Raw genomic sequence first — 17,903 nt, 5'->3', positions numbered from 1 at the left:
AACGATCTGATCGCCCGAACTCTCCCGCAACGACGCCCGAACCATGTCTGAGCAGCGGAAACTCAACGATCACATCCGGAAAGACAACGGCTTCTGAGATTCATGCTCTGACAACGACACTCACTCACGCATGGTTACGCTCACTCATCCGACTTTGAAGACCAGCAGTTGAAGACCCCCCACATCCATGGCTGCCGCTGCAGTTTCCAGCGCGGGTTCGATCAAGGGGGTGGTTGGGGCAACTCTGGTGTCTCTAGGATGTATTGCCTTGCGTGCTGGTGCGCTGGGTAAGGCGCGGGAGTGGGGGCGACGATGGAGTCGGGAAAGCAATTGTCGACGAAGATTGATGCGACGGTCCCGACGGCCGCTCGCATGTACGACCACTATCTGGGCGGCAAGGACAACTATGCCGTCGACCGGGCTGCCTGCGAGGAACTGGACAAGGTGGTGCCCAGCACACGGGCGCTGGCGCTGAACAACCGGCGTTTCCTGCAGCGGGTGGTGGGCACGCTGGCGCGGGAGTACGGCATGCGCCAGTTCCTCGACCACGGGTCGGGTCTGCCCACGCAGAACAACGTGCACCAGGTGGCGCAGCAGGTCGATCCGGCGTCGCGGGTGGTCTACGTCGACAATGACCCGATGGTCCTGGTGCATGGCCGGGCCCTGCTGGAGCAGGACGAGCGCACCGCCGTCATCCAGGCGGACCTGCGCGAGACCGACGCGATCTTCTCCCACGCCGACACCCAGCGGCTGATCGACTTTTCGCAGCCCGTGGCGGTGCTGTTCAACTCGGTGTTCCACTGCATTCCGGACAGCGACAGCGACGGGCCGCCGGCGGTGGTGCGGCGGGTGGCCGAACGGCTCGTGCCCGGCAGCTGTCTGGTGATGTGCCAGCTGGTCAGCGAGGACCCGGAGGTGCGGGACTTCGTCACCAATTTCATGGATCAGGCGACGCAGGGACACTGGGGCCGGGTGCGGCAGGAGAAGGACGTCGCGGCGTGGTTCGAGGGGATGGACATCCTCGAGCCGGGCCTGGTGGAGGTGTCCACCTGGCGGCCGGACAACGAGGTGGCGCCGCGTCAGCTCACCCAGGAGTGGATCGAGTTCGGCGGAGTGGGCCGACTCCGGTAGTGGGGCGCGCGGGGGTCACGCCCCCGCGTACCGCCGCTCGACGGTGTCACGGAGGAGGGCCAGCGACTCGCGGGGGTTGAGGGCCTCGTCAGCCAGCCGGTCCAGGGTCACCCGGTACTCCTCCGTCTCGTCGCGGTCCTCCAAGAACGTGGCGCTCCGGATGTGCTCGAGATAGACGATGTCGGGCAGGTCGAGGCCGCCGAAGCGCAGGTAGGTGACGGGGATGGCCGGTGCGGAGGCGTTCGTCACGTCCAAGGGGACGATCTGGACGGTCACATGAGGCAGCTGCGCCATCGTGACCAGGTGCTCCAGCTGCGCGCGCATCACCTCGCGGCTGCCCAGGACGCGCAGCAGCACCGACTCGTCGACGATCGCCCACAGCTGGGGGGCATCGGTGCGCCGGAGCAACTCGCTTCGCCGGGTGCGGAGTTCGACACGGCGCTCCACCTCGCGGGCCGGCGCCGTGGGCAGGCCGCGCTCCACCACGGCACGGGTGTAGGCCGGAGTCTGCAGCAGCCCGGGAACGTACTGGATCTCGAACGTGCGGATCGCCTGGGCCGCTTCCTGCAGCCCGACCAGACGGTCGAACCACTCCGGCATCAGCCGCTTGTCGAAGCGCTGCCACCATCCCGGTTCCCCGGCCCGCCGCAGCAGCTGCAGCAGCACCGACGTCTCGTAGTCCTCCGTCTTGTACAGGTCCAGCAGTGCTCGGACGTCGCCCTCGGTGGGCGGGCGGCGGCCCTTGCCCGCCTCGATGCGTGACAGTTTCGCCGGGCTGAACCCCACGGCGCGCGCGGCCTGTTCCTGAGCCATGCCCACGTCTTCGCGGATACCCGCCAGCTGAACCCCGACCAGCATCTTCAGCAACGTCGGAGCGGGTTCGGTGCGACTCAGATACGGTTCGAGGCGGGAGATGCGCGGTGACTCGGAGTGCATCCTGACTCCCCGTGGGCAGACGACGACAGGCCGCATTATCGCATTGTTGCCGCCTGCCGGTGCATGCCCCGGCCGAAGCGGATCGCCGGTAACCGTGTCACAGCAGGTGGTCGAACTCGCCGTCCTTCGCGCCCGCCAGGAACGCGGCCACCTCGGCCGGCGTGTAGACAAGCGCCGGTCCCTGTGGGTCACGGGAGTTGCGCAGGGCGATGTCTCCGCCGGGCAAGGCGGCCACCTCGACACAATTCCCCTCGGCGTTGCTGTGGCGGCTCTTGATCCAGTCCACGCCCAGCGAACTGGCCCGTACCCCGTTCTGAACTGACGGCACGACACTCTCCTTGCATGTGTTCCGTCACGCCGCAGACCTGGCGCCCCCGTGGGCACAGGCGACGGCGTGCGGCGCCGGACTTCCCCTCGACGCGCGCAATTTCCCGTGAAATTGCACGAAGTCACTCTCGGCGTGGATAATAGCCAAGGCGTCAACCTCCACGCAGACGCCCCGTCCTGACGTCCTCTCAGGGAGGCGCTGTGTCGCCCGCGCACTCGGCAGCCCTGTTCAGCCCGGCTACGAGCACGTCGGATCGAAGTGCACCGCCGGATGTACCCCCGCATGGCACGCCCAGAACTGCCGCCCTGCGCCTGCCCGACACCGGCCGGGAATGCGCCCAGGCGCGCGACTTCACCGACCGGGCCCTCGACGTCTGGCAGTTGGACCACTGCCGTGACGACGCGCTGAGCATCGTCTCCGAACTCGTCGCCAACGCCGTGGTGCACGCCCGGCCGGGCAACCCCGTCGGCGAGGCCGAGCTCGAGGTATGGCTGAGGCTCACCCTGCGCTCCGACCACCTGGTGTGTGCCGTCACCGACCCGGCCAGCACCCTGCCGGCCTGCCCGAGGAGGACGGACCAGCTCCAGGAGCACGGCCGCGGCCTGCACATCGTCGAGGCCCTGTCCGCACACTGGGGCTGGACCCGCTCCGCCCCCACCGGCAAGACCGTCTGGGCCATGCTGCCCACCCGTCGCACTGCCCTACCGAACGGCACCGCGACGCCCTGAAGCCATGAGCATCCTCGTCGGACACGACCGGTCGGCCACCACGCTCGGAGACGTCGCACAGGTGCCCTGGCGCGAGATCAAGGACGCCACCGGATCCGCTGCGGCCATCCCCTTCCTGCTCGCCGCCGTCGCCTCGGGCGACGCGGGCGCAGCGCGCACCGCGCTGGAACGACTGCGCAACCGGATCTGCCGGTACGGCTTCCTCGTCGACTAGGCAACCGCTTCGATCGGGCAGTAGAAGCAGAAAGATGCCCTTTCGCGGAGGCGTGGAAGCTTGCAGAGGCTGCACATGCCGCTGTGGGAAGGTGCTGGTCATCGTCCCGGGCGACGGTGCAGAGCTGCACTCGTGAACAGCGGGGGCTCGGCGACAAAGGCAGGTATTGATCCGCCTGGTCACAGGGGAGGCCGTGGCGAGGCGGCCTGTCCAGGGATGAGCCCGGATCGCAGCGGTGGGGCCGGTGGTGGCGGCGGGGGTTTCGGTTCGCGCCATGCGGCCACCGGTTTGGTCAGTCACCTGATGGTGCCCAGCGGCCGGGCCCGGCCGCTGGGCCGGCTGCAGGCACCCAAGGTTCCCGCCCGCAGCCCGCTGCTGCTGGGCCCCGACGGCTTCGTCTCACCGCGCGCAGCCGACATCCTCACGTGCCCTGCCCTCGCCGGCCTGGTCGGAACGCCGTCGCTCAACGGTCACGGGCTCCAGGACAGGCATCCCAGCAGAGCGACCTTCCGATTCCTCGGGCACAGGGAGCGGTTGCCGGCAAGGCGTGGACGTGTCCACCTTCGGTGCGATCAGGCGGAGCCTCGACGCCGCAGCCTCGGCTTCCCGATCGGTCCGCGCGGCGACGGCGAGAAGGCGGAAAGCGGCGGACGGCCACAGTTCGACGCACACCACGTGTCTGCCGGGCCGCACTGCCACGAAGTCCTTCCCGGCGTGATGGCCGCGCATGCCAAGGCACAGGGCGCCAGGAATGCAGATGCCACCCTCTGGGATTCCGCGCAGGACACGCCACCAGTCCGGCTCGACCGTCACCCGGCGCACCGCCGCCAGCGGCACACGCACGTCACCGCGGCGCACGGCCGCCTTCTCCCACAAGGCCAGCCGCACAACCAGGTCATCACCCTCGACGAGTATGCGAGCCATCGTTGTGCCTCCCCTCCATCTTCGCTCAGGGAGACATGCGCTGGGTGCGGAGCGGGTCCAGGCGGCATCTGACCTGCCCTTGGTCCACCCGCACGGCTCGGGCCAGGACCGGGCCGTGGTCGTCCGGTCGTGTAGATCCGCGTCAAGCGGCTGCGCCTGGGCCGACTCCCGCGCGCTTCCGGGGAGAGCGACTGGCACCCGGGCGATGATCTTCTTCGTCGGCTGCAGCCTCGACGGGCCGGCCGGTCACGATGCTCGGCGAGCACCACCGCTTGCCGCACCGAAGCCTGGACCCCGGCACGAGCCGTCCGGCCTGTCCCAGTCGCGCCGACCGGTCTGGAAGGGGGCTGGGCTGCGGCGCGTGATCCACCTCGCCTGCATCCATGTCGCCGATGCCCCGGAGGCGACGGTCGCCCAGCCCCAGGAGCGCTGCTTGTGATCCGGGGCGCGGAGGACCGGGTCAGTACGCGTGCGTGCCAGCGGCGGGTGGCCCGGGCCGGTGCGGAGAGCGGCGGAGCAGGCAGCGTCCCGGCCGGACGCAGGAATCGTCCGAGTCGTCGATGCCTGGAGGCAAGGCACCGGCCGGTCTCATGACCCCGGCAAGGTCGCGCTGTCCGGCTGGGGCACCAGGTCGCGCTGATACCAAGTGCCCGGCTTACCGCCGAGGTGGGCCGGGTCGGCGGCGCCGACGGGGACGAACCCGGCTTTGGTCAGCACCTTGTGGGACGCGACATTCTGGCGGGCCGCGGCCGCTCGCACTGTGCGCAGCCCGTGCCGGGCCGCCGCCAGTTGGCACACTTCCCTGACGGTCGCGGTCGCCACGCCGCGGCCTGCGACGTGCTGGGCGACCCGGTAGCCGAGTTCCGCAGTGTGGTCCTCGATGTCGACCAGGTTGAACCTGCCGAGCACCGAGCTGTCCTCGGCGACGAGCACATAGAAGGCGCAGATGCCTGCCTCCTGCTCAGCCAGCAAGGCGTTGTACCTGTCGGTGAACTGGGCGAAGTAGTCGTCGCCGCGGTCGGAGATCGAGGCAGCGAAGTAGCCGCGATTGGCCAACTCGAAGGCCAGGACCGCCGGCGCATGGCCAACATGCAGCCGCTTCAGCTCGGGCATTGCCCAACCCTACCCAGGCGGTACGCCGAGGCCACCTTGTTTTCTCCGACGGCGGCAGCCCGTCGGCGCCGGTCTGCTCGACACCCTCCCCAAACAACAACGTCGGCTTCCAAGACCCCAACCGGGTCCCGGAAGCCGACGTCACGCCGGGTCCGCACCGACCAGCAGCATCGCTCCCCGGCGGCCGAGCGCTCTCCACACAGGTTCAGCGGTGGCTGAACCAGCTCGTGGCCGAGGTGGCCTTGTTGTCGTAGTCGAACAGGGCCTGGTTCTCCCAGCCATTGCCGGAGGTGGAGTCGGTCGGGTCCCAGCCGTTGCCGGTGACCGCGGTCCAGGTCGCCTCCCAGTAGAAGACGCCGAGGCCCTTGTTGCCGGGGACGGCCTCCACGATGTTCGCGACGGCGTTCATCCAGGCCAGCTGGCCGGCCTGGGTGGCCGGGTAGCCGGTGACCAGTTCGCCGGTGGTGTCGATCTGGTTGGTGAGCGAGTCCTTGCTGTCCAGCCGGAACGGGTAAGCCGTCTCGGCGATGAACACCGGCTTGCCGTAGCGGGAGACCACGTCGTCCAGGGTGGTCTGCGCGGCGGCCAGTGAGCCGTGCCAGTAGCCGTAGTACGACAGGCCGATCACGTCGTAGTTGATGCCGTATGTCTTGGCGTTGTCGAACCACCAGCGGACGGTGGCGTCGTCACCGGCATTGGCCAGGTGCAGGGCGACCTGGGTGCTGGAGGAGACCGCCTTGACCGCGCTGTAGCCGGAGTTGATCAGGCCCGCGAGCTGCGACCAGTTGTCCGTGGAGCCCTCGTTCCACAGCATTCCGGCGTTGATCTCGTTGCCGACCTGAACCATGTCGGCGGTGGTGCCCTGGGACTTGAGTGCGTTGAGGACGTCGTAGGTGTGGTTGTAGACGTCGGTCTTCAGCTGGCTGTAGCTGTGGCCGGACCAGGCTGCGGGCTTGCTCTGGGCGCCCGGGTCGGCCCACTTGTCCGAGTAGTGGAAGTCGACCAGCAGCTTCATGCCGGCCGCCTTGATGCGCTTGGCCATGGCCAGCACGCGCGTCTTGTTGTTGTAGCCGTCGGCGGGGTTGACCCACACCTTCAGGCGCGCGTAGTTCATGCCGGCGTTCTTCAGGATGGTGACCGCGTCGCCGGTGGTGCCGGAGCTGGTCTTGTAGACGCCGCCGAGGGCCTCGCTCTTGGCGAGGGAGGAGATGTCGGCACCCTTGATGGACAGGCCGGTTGATCCGGATGCGAAGGTCAGGTCGTCAACATTGATCCAGTTGCCGGCGTTCGCGTCACTGTTGATGCTGATGGTGCACTGACTGTTCGTCACATTGATCGATGTGACGATGCGCACCCAGCTGCTGGTGGACACCGGAAGGTCGGTGCGCTGCTCCGAACTGCCGCAGTTCTTCAGGGCTATGTAGGCGGCGTTCTGCCCGCCGCTGGAGCGGACCCAGGCGGTGAGTGTGTAGTTGCCGTTGGTCAGCCCCGACAGGTACTGGTACGTCTCGACCTTGTAGGCGGAGGCCGAGTAGTGGGACAGGCGGTAACTGCCGCTGTGGCCACCGGATTCGGTGAACGAGGCGGAGTTCTGTCCGGCTGCCGAGTATGTCGACCAGCCGGTCGGCGTGGCGGTACCGGTGCCGTCGGACTCGAAGCCGCCGTTGGTGAGCGTGCTTGCCGCCTGCGCGCTGGATGCGGGCAGGGCGATCAGGGCGAGCCCGGCCACGAGCGGCAGCAGCAGGGCCCTGAGGGTGCGTCTGGGATGGAACATCGTCGTCCGTCGTCCCTTCGACGAATGGGGGATGGGGGGATCCCCTCCGATGGGGGTGTCCCTCCGGTGGCGCCGGAGGGAGAGCCCCTCCGCCCGCGGCTCTCGTGGCACGCGCGGGCGGAGGGGAGTCGGCTCAGCCGTCGAGTCGTACGACCCTGACGGCTCCCGCGGGGACCTCGAGGCGGCCCGCGGCCCGTTCGCCGGTCAGCAGCTCGGTGCCGTGCGCCTCCAGCGGCACCTTGGCGTCCGACGCGGTGTGGTTGACGGCGAAGAGGTAGCTGCCCGACTCGCCGGTGCGGCGTACCACTTCGACGTCGCGGGGCAGGTCGGCGCGCGGGGCGACGCGCGCGTCCTCGATCGCCCAGCCCAGCAGGGCATCCAGTCCCTCGGCGCCGAGGCGGGTGGAGACGTACCAGGCGGTGCCCTCGCCGAGGCGGTGGCGGGTGACGGCGGGGTGGCCCGCGGTCAGGCCGTCGGTGTAGGTCCACACGGTCTCGGCGCCGCGCGGCACCACGAACTCCGTCCACACGTCGCCGCTGAGCTCGGAGCCGTCCGGGCCGCTGATGCATACCGACTGGCCCTGCAGCAGCGGCGAGAACTCCTCGACCGTCAGGCCGAGGACGTCCCTGAGCGCGCCCGGATAGGCGCCCTCGTGCACGGCGTCGTGCTCGTCGACGATGCCGGAGAAGTACGACACGACGAGGGTGCCGCCGCCCTCGACGTACTGCTTGAGGTTGTTGCCGGCCGCCTGCGTCATCAGATACAGGGCGGGCACGACGACAAGGGGATATGCCGACAAGTCGGCTTCCGGGTGAGCGAAGTCGACCGTGAGGTGGCGGTCATAGAGGGCCTCGTAGAAGGCGTCGGCGCGTTCGCGCGCGTCGTGGTCCTCGCTGGGGCGCCATTCGAGGTTCTGCGCCCACCAGGAGTGCCAGTCCCACAGGACGGCGACGTCGGCCTGGGTGCGGGTGCCGCGGATCTGGCTCAACGAGTCGAGGGCGGCGCCCAGTTCGACGACCTCGCGCCACACCCGGGTCTCCGTGCCGCCGTGCGGGAGCATCGCCGAGTGGAACTTCTCGGCACCGCGCCGGGACTGGCGCCACTGGAAGAACATGGCGCCGTCGGAGCCGCGGGCCACATGGGCGAGGGAGTTGCGGGCCATCTGGCCGGGGGCCTTGGCGGGGTTGCGGGGCTGCCAGTTGACGCCCGAGGTGGAGTGCTCAAGGAGCAGCCAGGGGGCGCCGCCCGCGACGGAGCGGGTCAGGTCGGCGGCCATCGCGAGGTTGACGTGGGTGCGGCGGCCGTCGGTGATCAGGTAGTGGTCGTTGGTGACGAGGTCGACCTCGCGGCCCCAGGCCCAGTAGTCGACGGAGTCGCACTGGCTCAGGGCGGTCATGAAGTTCGTCGTGACCGGGACGCCGGGAGAGAGGCGGTGCAGGATGTCCCGTTCCATCGCGAAGTTCTCGCGCATGGTGGCGTCGGCGAAGCGCTTGTAGTCCAGTGCCTGGGCCGGGTTGACGGCGGTCGGGGTGGTGCGCGGCGGGTTGATCTGCTCGAAGTCCGTGTAGCGCTGGCCCCAGAAGGCTGTGCCCCAGGCCTCGTTGACGCCTTCGATCGTCTCGTACGCCGTCTGCAGCCAGCGGCGGAAGTGGGCGGCGCAGGAGTCGCAGTAGCAGGCCGAGACGGGGACGCCGTACTCGTTGTGCACGTGCCACAGCGCGAGGGCCGGGTGGTTGCCGTAGCGCTCGGCGAGCTTTGTGGTGATGCCGGCGGCGGCCGCGCGGTAGTCGGGGTTGCTGTGACAGATGGCGGCGCGGGAGCCGAATTCGTGGCGCACGCCCGCGGCGGTCACGGGGAGGGCCTCGGGGTGGGCCCGGTAGAACCAGACCGGCGGGCACACGGTGGGCGTGCCCAGGTCGGCGCGTATGCCGTTCTCGTGCAGCAGGTCGAGCAGGCGGTCCAGCCAGCCGAAGTCGTAGACCCCGGGTGAGGGCTCCAGCAGCGCCCAGGAGAAGATCCCGACACTCACCATGGTGACGCCGGCCTCCCGCATCAGCCGGACGTCCTCATGCCAGACGCTTTCCGGCCACTGCTCGGGGTTGTAGTCCCCACCGAAGGCGAGCCTGGTGAGGCCCCTGGGGCTGGTCTCCGGCATGGATCTCTCCCGTATTTATTGATCATTTGGGAACGTGCACACACAGCGGCGGCGGTGCGAGCCCAACATAACCGCACAGCAACAACCATTGACAAGTGTCCGGGATGTTTCTCTACTGTGAACGCTCACAGAGAGCGTCTCAGGTCCTCGCGACGGGCGGGGACCTGGCTCATGTGATTCGCATGGCAGGTTCCCGCAAGAGGCGGGGACCCAGGTCAGGGGAGAGATCCATGCCCAACACGAAGCGCGTTCGCCTCGTGGCATCCACCATCGCCGTTGCCCTCGGCGCCACCGCACTCGCCGCCTGCGGCTCGTCCGACAGCGACAGCAAGACCGAATCGGGTCCGGTCTCGCTGACGTACTGGACCTGGACGCCCGGCATGGACAAGGTCGTCGACCTGTGGAACAAGGGGCAGGGCAAGAAGGACCAGATCACCGTCACGGTGAAGAAGCAGGCGTCCGGCGACTCGCTGGTCACCAAGATCCTCACCGCGCACAAGGCGAAGCAGGCACCGGACCTGGTGCAGGCCGAGTACCAGGCGCTGCCGACGCTGGTCAGCAATGACGCCCTGGCCGACATATCGAAGGACGTCGGCGACGCGAAGAGCAAGTTCGCCGAGGGCGTCTGGCAGCAGACCACGCTGGGCACGGACGCCGTGTACGCGGTGCCGCAGGACATCGGCCCGATGATGTTCTACTACCGCGCCGACCTCTTCAAGAAGTACGGCCTGACGGTCCCGACCACCTGGGAGCAGTTCGCCGACACCGCCCGCGCGCTGAAGAAGAAGGCCCCGGACAAGGACCTGACGACCTTCTCCGCCAACGACTCCGGCCTCTTCGCGGGCCTCGCCCAGCAGGCCGGCGCCAAGTGGTGGACCACCTCCGGCAACAAGTGGAAGGTCGGCATCAACGACACGGCCACCAAGAAGGTCGCCGACTTCTGGGGCGGCCTGGTCAAGGAGGGCGCCGTCGACAACCAGCCGATGTACACCCCGGCCTGGAACAAGGCGCTCAACACCGGCAAGCAGATCGCCTGGGTCTCCGCCGTGTGGGCGCCGGGCACGCTGACCACGGCCGCGCCCGACACCAAGGGCAAGTGGGCCATGGCCCCGCTCCCCCAGTGGTCCGCGGGCGAGAACGTCACCGGCAGCTGGGGCGGCTCCTCCACCGCCGTCACCACGGACTCCAAGCACCGGGCGGCCGCCGCGAAGTTCGCCGCCTGGCTGAACACCGACGGCTCCGCCCTCCAGGCGCTGGCCAAGGAGAGCGGCATCTACCCGGCCGCCACCAACGCCCAGACCAGCGGCGCCTTCGCCACCCCGCCGGCGTACTTCTCGAACCAGTCGGACTTCTACACCAAGGCCGCCGAGATCGCGAAGACCACGGCGCCCTCGGCCTGGGGCCCGAACGTGAACGTCGCCTACACGACCTTCAACGACGCCTTCGGCGCCGCCGCGAAGAACAAGTCGGACTTCACCGCCGCCCTGGACAAGATGCAGGACGCCACGGTCGCCGACCTCAAGAAGCAGGGCTTCGAGGTCTCCGAGTGACCAGCGCACGCCGGAAGTCGTACGGGGTCAAGGGGGCCCCGTACGCCTTCCTCCTCCCCGCGACGATCCTCTTCGCCCTGTTCTTCGCGCTGCCCATCGGCTACGCGGTCTGGCTCAGCTTCCGCAAGGTGCACGTCTCCGGGCTCGGCCTGGGCTCGGGCGCCCGCAAGGAGGTCTGGGCCGGCCTGGAGAACTACACCGACGCCCTCACCGACAGCGAACTGCTGCACGGGGCGCTGCGCGTCCTCGGCTACGGCCTCATCGTCATCCCGGTGATGCTCGGCCTCGCCCTGCTGTTCGCGCTGATGCTCGACTCCGACAAGGTGCGCCTCGCGCCCTTCACCCGGCTCGCGATCTTCCTGCCGTACGCCATCCCCGGCGTGGTGGCGGCGCTGCTGTGGGGCTTTCTGTACCTGCCGGACGTCAGCCCCTTCTACTACGTGCTCGAGAAGCTGCACATGCCGCAGCCGAACCTGCTCGACGGCGGCCCGCTGTACGTCGCGCTGTCGAACATCGCGGTCTGGGGCGGCACCGGCTTCAACATGATCGTCATCTACACCTCGCTGCAGGCGATCCCGGCCGAGGTGTACGAGGCGGCGAAGCTGGACGGCGCCACCCCGCTGCAGATCGCGCTGAGGATCAAGATCCCGATGGTGGCGCCCTCGCTGGTGCTGACCTTCTTCTTCTCGATCATCGCGACGCTGCAGGTGTTCAACGAGCCGACCACCCTCAAGCCGCTCACCAACTCTGTGTCCACGACCTGGAGTCCGCTGATGAAGGTGTACCGGGACGCCTTCGGCACGGGCGACATCTACCAGGCGGCCGCCGAGGCCGTGATCATCGCCCTCGCCACGCTGGTGATGTCCTTCGGCTTCCTGCGTGCCGCGAACCGCCGCCAGAAGCAGGAGGCAGCACGATGAGTTCTCTTGCCGTCCAGAAGGCCCCCTCGGCGGCCGGCACGACCGGCGCCGCCCAGAGCCGCCCGCCGCTGCGCAGGCGGATCGCGTTGATCCCGACGATCACCCTGGTGCTCGGTGCCGTCTACATGTTGCTGCCGGTGGTCTGGGTGGTGATCGCGTCCACCAAGTCCAGCACCGAGCTGTTCTCGACTTTCACGTTCCTGCCGGGTTCGGGCTTCGTCGACAACATCAAGGATCTCAACTCCTACCGCGGCGGCGTCTACTGGAAGTGGATGGGCAACTCCGCCCTCTACGCCGGTCTCGGCGCCCTGCTGTCGACCTGCGTGTCGTCGTTCAGCGGCTACGCGCTCGCGACCTACCGCTTCCGCGGACGCGAGACGATCTTCAACGTCCTGCTCGCAGGCGTACTGATGCCGCCGATCATTCTCGCCGTCCCGCAGTACCTGCTGATGGCGAAGGCGGGCGTCACGGACTCGTACCTGTCGGTGCTGCTCCCGCAGGTCCTCTCCCCCTACGGCGTCTACCTCGCGCGCATCTACGCGGCCGCCGCCGTGCCCAGCGACGTGGTGGAGGCCGGGCGGATGGACGGCGCGAGCGAGTGGCGGATCTTCACCCGGGTCGCGCTGCCGATGATGATCCCCGGGCTGGTGACGGTGTTCCTGTTCCAGTTCGTCGCGATCTGGAACAACTTCCTGCTGCCGTACATCATGCTCAGCGACGACGAGAAGTTCCCGATCACGCTCGGCCTCTACACGCTCCTGGAGCAGGGCGCCAACACCCCGGCGCTGTACACGGGGGTCATCACCGGCGCGTTCCTCGCGGTGTTCCCGCTGATCGCGCTCTTCCTGGTCATCCAGCGCTTCTGGAGCCTCGATCTGCTCTCCGGGGCCGTAAAGTCATGACCATGAGCAGCACGGGGGGCCGACGCAGACCGCCGACGATCCACGACGTGGCCCGCGAGGCGGGTGTCTCGCGGGGCACCGTCTCGCGGGTGCTCAACGGCGGGCACTACGTCAGCCCGTCCGCCCAGGAGGCGGTCAACGCCGCGATCCGCAAGACGGGTTACGTCGTGAACCGGCACGCCCGCTCGCTGATCACCGGGCGTTCGGACTCCGTCGGCTTCCTGCTGACGGAGCCTCAGGAGCGGTTCTTCGAGGACCCGAACTTCAATGTCCTGCTGAGCGCGTGCACCCAGGCGCTGGCCGCACATGACATCCCGCTGCTGCTGATGCTGGCGGGCACCGAGGACGAACGGCGGCGCATTACGCGGTACATCACGGCCGGGCATGTCGACGGGGTGCTGCTGGTCTCCAGCCACTCCGGGGACCCGGTCGCGGAGCAGCTGCGCGAGGCGGGGGTGCCCCTCGTCCAGTGCGGCAAGCCCATGGGACTCGGCTCCAAGGTGAGCTATGTGGCGGCCGACGACCGGGACGGCGCCCGTGACATGGTGCGCCACCTGCTGTCGCGGGGGCGCCGCCGCATAGGCATGGTGAGCGGCCCGCTGGACACCCCGGGCGGTGTCGACCGCCTCGCCGGCTACAAGGAAGTACTCACGGAAGCGGGCGTCGAGATCGACGAGCGGCTGATCGTCTCCGGCGACTACAGCCGGGCCAGCGGCGAGGCGGGCTGCGAACGGCTGCTGGCACAGGCACCGGACATGGACGCCGTGTTCGTGGCCTCCGACCTGATGGCGCAGGGCGCCCTGACGGCGCTGCGCCGGGCGGGCCGCCGGGTCCCCGAGGACGTGTCGGTGGGCGGCTTCGACGACTCCATCGCGGCGACGGAGGCCACCCCCGCCCTCACCACGATCCGCCAGCCCTACGACCGCATCAGCGCCGAGATGGTACGGGTGCTGCTGGCACAGATAGGGGGCGAGGACCCGGCGGCGGTGATTCTGCCGACGGAGCTGGTGAAGCGGGAGTCGACGTAAGGACCCCGTGCAAGGACCTCGTGCAAGGACCCCGTCGAGGGCGCGCTGATCGGCGTTCCGGCCGTCGGCGCGCCCTCGGCTCTGACTTTCCCGGTCAACCGATCAGGATCGAAGAAGCCGATTCCCCCTCCCCCGTCCTAGCGTGAAAGCACCGACGAAATCCGTCGGACCATCCACTGCGGAGGAGCACGCCATGACCGCCGGCCTCAAGACGATCATCTACCCCGTCAAGGACATCGCCCGGGCGAAGTCCCTGTTCAGCGCCCTGCTGCAGGTGGAGCCGTACGCGGATGAGCCGTACTACGTCGGCTTCAAGGACGCCGGACAGGACGTCGGCCTCGACCCCAACGGGCACGCGAAGGGCCTCACCGGGCCGGTGCCGTACTGGCACGTCGACGACATCCGTGGGCGGCTCGCCGCACTGGTGGACGCCGGTGCGGAGGTGGTGCAGGACGTCCAGGACGTCGGCAACGGCAGGCTGATCGCCTCGCTGAAGGACGCAGACGGCAATCTGGTCGGGCTGCTGCAGGACCCGCCCGCCTGACGACCGCCAAGCTGCATGCACCCGCATTCATTGCACAGTCAACGAATGGCTGTTTCGGTGTTACCGTGCGGGTATGGCAGTGAAGACGGCCGACGCCCGGCTCGAGGAGAAATGGCGGGACATCCTCTCCGTGCACGCCCGCACGATGTGCGAGATCGACCGGGTCCTGCACCCGCACGGCCTGGGCGCGAGCGATTTCGAGGTGCTCGACATCCTCGCGTCCGAGGCGCCCGGCGAGGGCGACCAGTGCCGGGTGCAGAACCTCGCGGGACGCGTCCACCTCAGCCAGAGCGCACTGTCCCGGCTCATCGGCCGGCTGGAGAAGGACGGCCTGGTGGTCCGCTCGGTCTGCGCGGAGGACCGGCGCGGTGTGTATGTCGCCCTGACCGGCAAGGGCCGCGCCCTGCACGCCGAGGTGCTGCCGCTGCAGCGTGAGGTGCTGGGTCGGCTGCTGGGCGGGCGGGCCGTGGGCAAGGGTTCTTCCGAGGGATGAGGCCTGTCCGGCTGACGGTCTTCAGCCGAGCTGCTCGGCCAGTCCGACGACGATGCCCTCGGGGCCGCGGACATAGCAGAGCCGGTAGCTGTCCTCGTACTGCGCCAGCTCGCCGACGAGTTCGGCGCCGTGGCTGCGCAGGCGGGCAACGACGTCCTCGATGTCGTCGATCGCGAACATGATGCGACGAATGCCCAGCGTGTTCGTCGGCGCGTCCTTCGGTTCGGCGCTGATCGCTTTCGGCGCGTGGAACTTCGCCAGCTCGATTCGGCCGTGACCGTCCGGGGTCCGCAGCATTGCGACGTCCTGTCGGACGTCGTCGAGCCCGATGACACGCTCCACCCAACGGCCCTCGATCGGCGCCTTGCCCTCCAGCTCCATGCCGAGTTCGACGAAGAACGAGATGACAGCGTCAAGGTCGTCGACAACGATGAGGACGTTGTCCATCCGCTGGATCGCCATGCTGGGTCTCCTTGGTGGGGTGAGCCACGGTGGTCGCGCTCACCCCTGGGACGGAATCGCCGGGCCGTTCTCGACATCCTCCAGTGCTGCAGACGAACCGCCGACCGTTTCGCCGCCTCAGCGCGTCACAGCGTCGCGGTCGTCTGCTCCCCGGACGCGCTGCCCGCGAGCCACTGGTCCCAGCTCAGGTTGAAGGCGGCGTAGCCGTTGTCGGCCGGGGCCTTGGCGCGGGGGGAGCCGGTGATGGTGACCGGGTCACCCTGCTTGACCTGGCCGTAGAACCACTTGGCGTCCGACATGGACAGGTGGACGCAGCCGTGCGAGCCGCGGGCGCTGCCGCTGCCCGGGTTGGGGTCGCCGGTCGAGTAGTGCACGTAGGTGCCGGACTGGGTCAGGTGGACGTCCCAGGGCAACGTCAGGTCGTAGTAGTTGGCGCTGCCCTTGTCGCAGCTGATGCCGACGCTGCAGGAGGTCATGTGGACCTTCTCCTGCTTGTCGATGACGGCCATCGTGCCGTTCCACGTCGGGTACTCGGCGCTTCCCGCATTGATCGACAGGGTGCGTACCGCCGTGCCGTTCCGGGTCACCTTCATGGTGTGGCCGGTCACCGAGACATCCGCGCGCACGTCGTCGCCGATCGTGAAGGTGTGGGTGTAACCGTGCACGCCGTAGCGCCCGTTGCCGTTGCTGACGCCCTTGAGGTCGGCGTCGACCTTCACCTTCGTACCGGAGGGCCAGTACGTCTTCGGCCGCCAGTCGGCGCGCCTGTCGCCCATCCAGTGCCAGGCGCCGGCCACCGGCTGCGACGCGCTCACCTTCATGTGCTTCTCGACGCCGGCCCGTGCCTTGGCCGCCACCGGGTTCGTGAAGATCACCGAGATGGGCATGGCCACGCCGACCGTGGTTCCGGTCTGCGGGGTGATCGTCTCCAGCAGCATCGGCGGGCCCGCGGGCTTCGTCGGTGACGGCGAGGCACTCGCCTTTCCTGGCGCCTTTGCGTCGTCCCCGCTCGCCTTGCTGCTGCCGCCCCCGCCGCAGGCACTCGTGCCCACCAGCATCGCGACCGTGACGAGTGCGATCCCTATGCCGCCCTTGCGCCGTCCCACGACCTGCCCCGCTCTCTCGCTCCTCGGCCCTGAGGGGCCCACCTCCCTGTCAGACAGTGCCCCCATGGGCCGCAGTTGCACGCGCCGCGTAGATCTTTAGTGATCCATGTCACTCGACTTCGCAAACCTCCGCCCTTCGAGGCTTCGATCGACCGGCCGCCCGGCCGCCGGGTGCTGTCTCAGTCGATCTCGTCCGGCCCTGCCGTTTCGCACTGGGAGGTCTCGTTAGGATCTTCTGATCATGGACGTGATGACGGGGAACGAGATGATCGCCATCCCGCCGGGACAGGTGACACTGTCGGACCGGCGAACGCAGCGCAGCTGGTCGGTCGAGCTTGCGCCCTACCAACTCGCGGCGTTCCCGGTCACCCAGGCGTTGTACGGGCAGGTCACGGGCCGGCGGCCGAGTACCGCCCATGGGGACCAGTTGCCCGTCGAGTGTGTCTCCTGGTGGGACGCGGTGCGGTTCTGCAACGCGCTGTCCCGGCGCGGGGGGTTCACGCCCGCGTACCACTTCGGTGCCGACGGCGAAGGTATCGAGTGGGACGCGTCTGCCGACGGGTACCGGCTGCCGACCGAAGCCGAGTGGGAGCACGCCTGCCGTGCCGGTACGGCAGGACCGCGCTACGGGGAGCTCGACGAGATCGCCTGGTACCGCGGCAACTCGCACGAGCGCATCCACGACGTGGGCGGCAAACGCCCCAACACGTGGGGGCTTTACGACATGCTCGGCAATGTCTGGGACTGGTGCTGGGACGTCTACGACGCCGAGGTCTACGGCACCTACCGGGTGCTACGCGGCGGTGGTTGGTTTGATGAGCACTGGAGTTGCCGGGCCTCCGCGCGGCGCCGCAGCCACCCGACCTTCCGGGTCGACGACGTCGGATTCCGCATCGCGCGTTCCCTCGTGTGACAGCCCGTTCGCGTCCGCCCTCGCAGGGAGGCCGTACGTCAGCCGTCGTCCGCAATGGACAGCGCTTCGGCGATCATGCGGGTGGCGAATTCGCGGTCGTCGGTGAGTCGGTTGATGTGCTCCGCGAGCAGGAAGGCAGTGGCTTCCAGGGGATTCATCTCCCCCTCGGTCCAGTACCCGTACTGCTTGCGCCACAGGCTGGGGCTCAGGCCGGTGCCCGCAGCGACGAGCAGGCCGGCCATGGTGGGGATGGCCTCGGCGCCGATGCTCTTGGGCATCATGCGCATCGAGGCCACGAGGTTGGGCACCACGTACTCGATGACGTCCTTGCCGTGATCCTCGTAGGCCATCCGCAGCCACTGCATGAACATGTAGATGACCGTGCACGCGCCGTCCACCAGGTCGTCGACTCCACCGGGCCCCAAGGACGCGGCGAACTGGTCGGTCAGCGCTCGCTGTTCGGCGTCGGTCTGGGGCTTGTCGTCGTAGATGGCCCTGAGTCGAGAGTCGACCATCATGAGCGCTGCGCCCACGTCGCCGGCGGGAGCGTGCTGGGGGTCGCAGGGCGATGACACAGGATTCCTCCTCATTGACCGTCGGTAGCGCGACGTGTTCGTACGGTAGCTCGCCGATGGGGTGAGGGTCTGACGAATCCCGATGAATGGACCTTGGGCGGCTGCGC

18 protein-coding genes are annotated in these 17,903 nt (G+C 68.6%); 10 read left to right on the top strand and 8 right to left on the bottom strand.

The genetic code is table 11. The features are described from left to right. The first annotated feature begins 312 nt into the window (after positions 1-312). On the top strand, positions 313-1,131 hold the full coding sequence (locus ACFY10_RS25560) for an SAM-dependent methyltransferase (RefSeq protein ID WP_390667522.1): 819 nt from the start codon (positions 313-315) through the stop codon (positions 1,129-1,131). Between the two features lie 15 nt (positions 1,132-1,146). Here ACFY10_RS25560 and ACFY10_RS25555 read toward each other — a convergent pair whose 3' ends face one another. Further along, entirely contained in the window at positions 1,147-2,067 is a 921-nt protein-coding gene (locus ACFY10_RS25555) for a helix-turn-helix domain-containing protein (protein WP_390667521.1), read from the bottom strand. 97 nt (positions 2,068-2,164) lie between these two features. Then, positions 2,165-2,395 carry a DUF397 domain-containing protein gene (locus ACFY10_RS25550; RefSeq protein WP_390667520.1) on the bottom strand — a complete coding sequence of 77 codons (231 nt, stop codon included), beginning with the start codon at positions 2,393-2,395 and terminating at the stop codon, positions 2,165-2,167. 200 nt (positions 2,396-2,595) lie between these two features. Between ACFY10_RS25550 and ACFY10_RS25545 the strand changes: the two genes are divergently transcribed. Beyond that, positions 2,596-3,123 (top strand): ATP-binding protein, encoded by a 528-nt coding sequence (locus ACFY10_RS25545; RefSeq protein WP_390667519.1) that lies wholly within the window; start codon positions 2,596-2,598, stop codon positions 3,121-3,123. A 4-nt stretch (positions 3,124-3,127) separates the two neighbouring features. Then, positions 3,128-3,337 (top strand): hypothetical protein, encoded by a 210-nt coding sequence (locus tag ACFY10_RS25540; RefSeq protein ID WP_390667518.1) that lies wholly within the window; start codon positions 3,128-3,130, stop codon positions 3,335-3,337. A 1,512-nt stretch (positions 3,338-4,849) separates the two neighbouring features. Here the strand turns inward: ACFY10_RS25540 and ACFY10_RS25535 are convergent. The 3 genes from ACFY10_RS25535 to ACFY10_RS25525 form a co-directional block, all read right to left on the bottom strand. After that, a complete protein-coding gene (locus ACFY10_RS25535) occupies positions 4,850-5,374 on the bottom strand; it encodes a GNAT family N-acetyltransferase (RefSeq protein ID WP_390667517.1) in 525 nt (174 codons plus the stop codon). Between the two features lie 205 nt (positions 5,375-5,579). Then, complete coding sequence (locus ACFY10_RS25530) at positions 5,580-7,148, bottom strand: glycosyl hydrolase 53 family protein (RefSeq protein WP_390667516.1); 1,569 nt, start codon at positions 7,146-7,148, stop codon at positions 5,580-5,582. Positions 7,149-7,281: 133 nt separating this feature from the next. Then, positions 7,282-9,303 carry a beta-galactosidase gene (locus ACFY10_RS25525; protein WP_390667515.1) on the bottom strand — a complete coding sequence of 674 codons (2,022 nt, stop codon included), beginning with the start codon at positions 9,301-9,303 and terminating at the stop codon, positions 7,282-7,284. A gap of 230 nt (positions 9,304-9,533) precedes the next feature. Between ACFY10_RS25525 and ACFY10_RS25520 the strand changes: the two genes are divergently transcribed. From ACFY10_RS25520 to ACFY10_RS25495, 6 genes are all read left to right on the top strand, one after another. Then, positions 9,534-10,853: an ABC transporter substrate-binding protein gene (locus ACFY10_RS25520; protein WP_390667514.1), complete on the top strand. Its 1,320-nt coding sequence runs from the start codon at positions 9,534-9,536 to the stop codon at positions 10,851-10,853. Beyond that, positions 10,850-11,773 (top strand): carbohydrate ABC transporter permease, encoded by a 924-nt coding sequence (locus ACFY10_RS25515; protein WP_390667513.1) that lies wholly within the window; start codon positions 10,850-10,852, stop codon positions 11,771-11,773. The genes ACFY10_RS25520 and ACFY10_RS25515 overlap by 4 nt, the downstream gene beginning before the upstream one ends. After that, positions 11,770-12,675, top strand: a complete 906-nt coding sequence (locus ACFY10_RS25510) for a carbohydrate ABC transporter permease (RefSeq protein ID WP_390667512.1) — start codon at positions 11,770-11,772, stop codon at positions 12,673-12,675. Before ACFY10_RS25515 ends, ACFY10_RS25510 begins: the two co-directional genes overlap by 4 nt. After that, positions 12,672-13,703 carry a LacI family DNA-binding transcriptional regulator gene (locus tag ACFY10_RS25505; RefSeq protein ID WP_390667511.1) on the top strand — a complete coding sequence of 344 codons (1,032 nt, stop codon included), beginning with the start codon at positions 12,672-12,674 and terminating at the stop codon, positions 13,701-13,703. Before ACFY10_RS25510 ends, ACFY10_RS25505 begins: the two co-directional genes overlap by 4 nt. A gap of 193 nt (positions 13,704-13,896) precedes the next feature. Next, on the top strand, positions 13,897-14,247 hold the full coding sequence (locus ACFY10_RS25500) for a VOC family protein (RefSeq protein ID WP_390667510.1): 351 nt from the start codon (positions 13,897-13,899) through the stop codon (positions 14,245-14,247). 73 nt (positions 14,248-14,320) lie between these two features. Then, positions 14,321-14,740 carry a MarR family winged helix-turn-helix transcriptional regulator gene (locus tag ACFY10_RS25495; protein WP_390667509.1) on the top strand — a complete coding sequence of 140 codons (420 nt, stop codon included), beginning with the start codon at positions 14,321-14,323 and terminating at the stop codon, positions 14,738-14,740. Between the two features lie 21 nt (positions 14,741-14,761). On the opposite strand, the gene ACFY10_RS25490 is transcribed toward ACFY10_RS25495, so the two are convergent. Continuing rightward, entirely contained in the window at positions 14,762-15,202 is a 441-nt protein-coding gene (locus ACFY10_RS25490) for a VOC family protein (RefSeq protein WP_390667508.1), read from the bottom strand. A gap of 125 nt (positions 15,203-15,327) precedes the next feature. After that, complete coding sequence (locus ACFY10_RS25485) at positions 15,328-16,308, bottom strand: Ig-like domain-containing protein (RefSeq protein ID WP_390667507.1); 981 nt, start codon at positions 16,306-16,308, stop codon at positions 15,328-15,330. A 241-nt stretch (positions 16,309-16,549) separates the two neighbouring features. On the opposite strand from ACFY10_RS25485, the gene ACFY10_RS25480 reads away from it, so the two are divergent. Beyond that, entirely contained in the window at positions 16,550-17,221 is a 672-nt protein-coding gene (locus ACFY10_RS25480) for a formylglycine-generating enzyme family protein (protein ID WP_390667506.1), read from the top strand. Between the two features lie 38 nt (positions 17,222-17,259). Here the strand turns inward: ACFY10_RS25480 and ACFY10_RS25475 are convergent, their stop codons facing one another. Beyond that, positions 17,260-17,796, bottom strand: a complete 537-nt coding sequence (locus ACFY10_RS25475) for a hypothetical protein (protein ID WP_390667505.1) — start codon at positions 17,794-17,796, stop codon at positions 17,260-17,262. Positions 17,797-17,903 lie beyond the last annotated feature (107 nt).

This window comes from Streptomyces sp. NPDC001401, assembly GCF_042895385.1.
In the GTDB taxonomy this organism is placed as follows: domain Bacteria; phylum Actinomycetota; class Actinomycetes; order Streptomycetales; family Streptomycetaceae; genus Streptomyces.
This window is presented reverse-complemented; position numbering and strand designations above follow the sequence as displayed.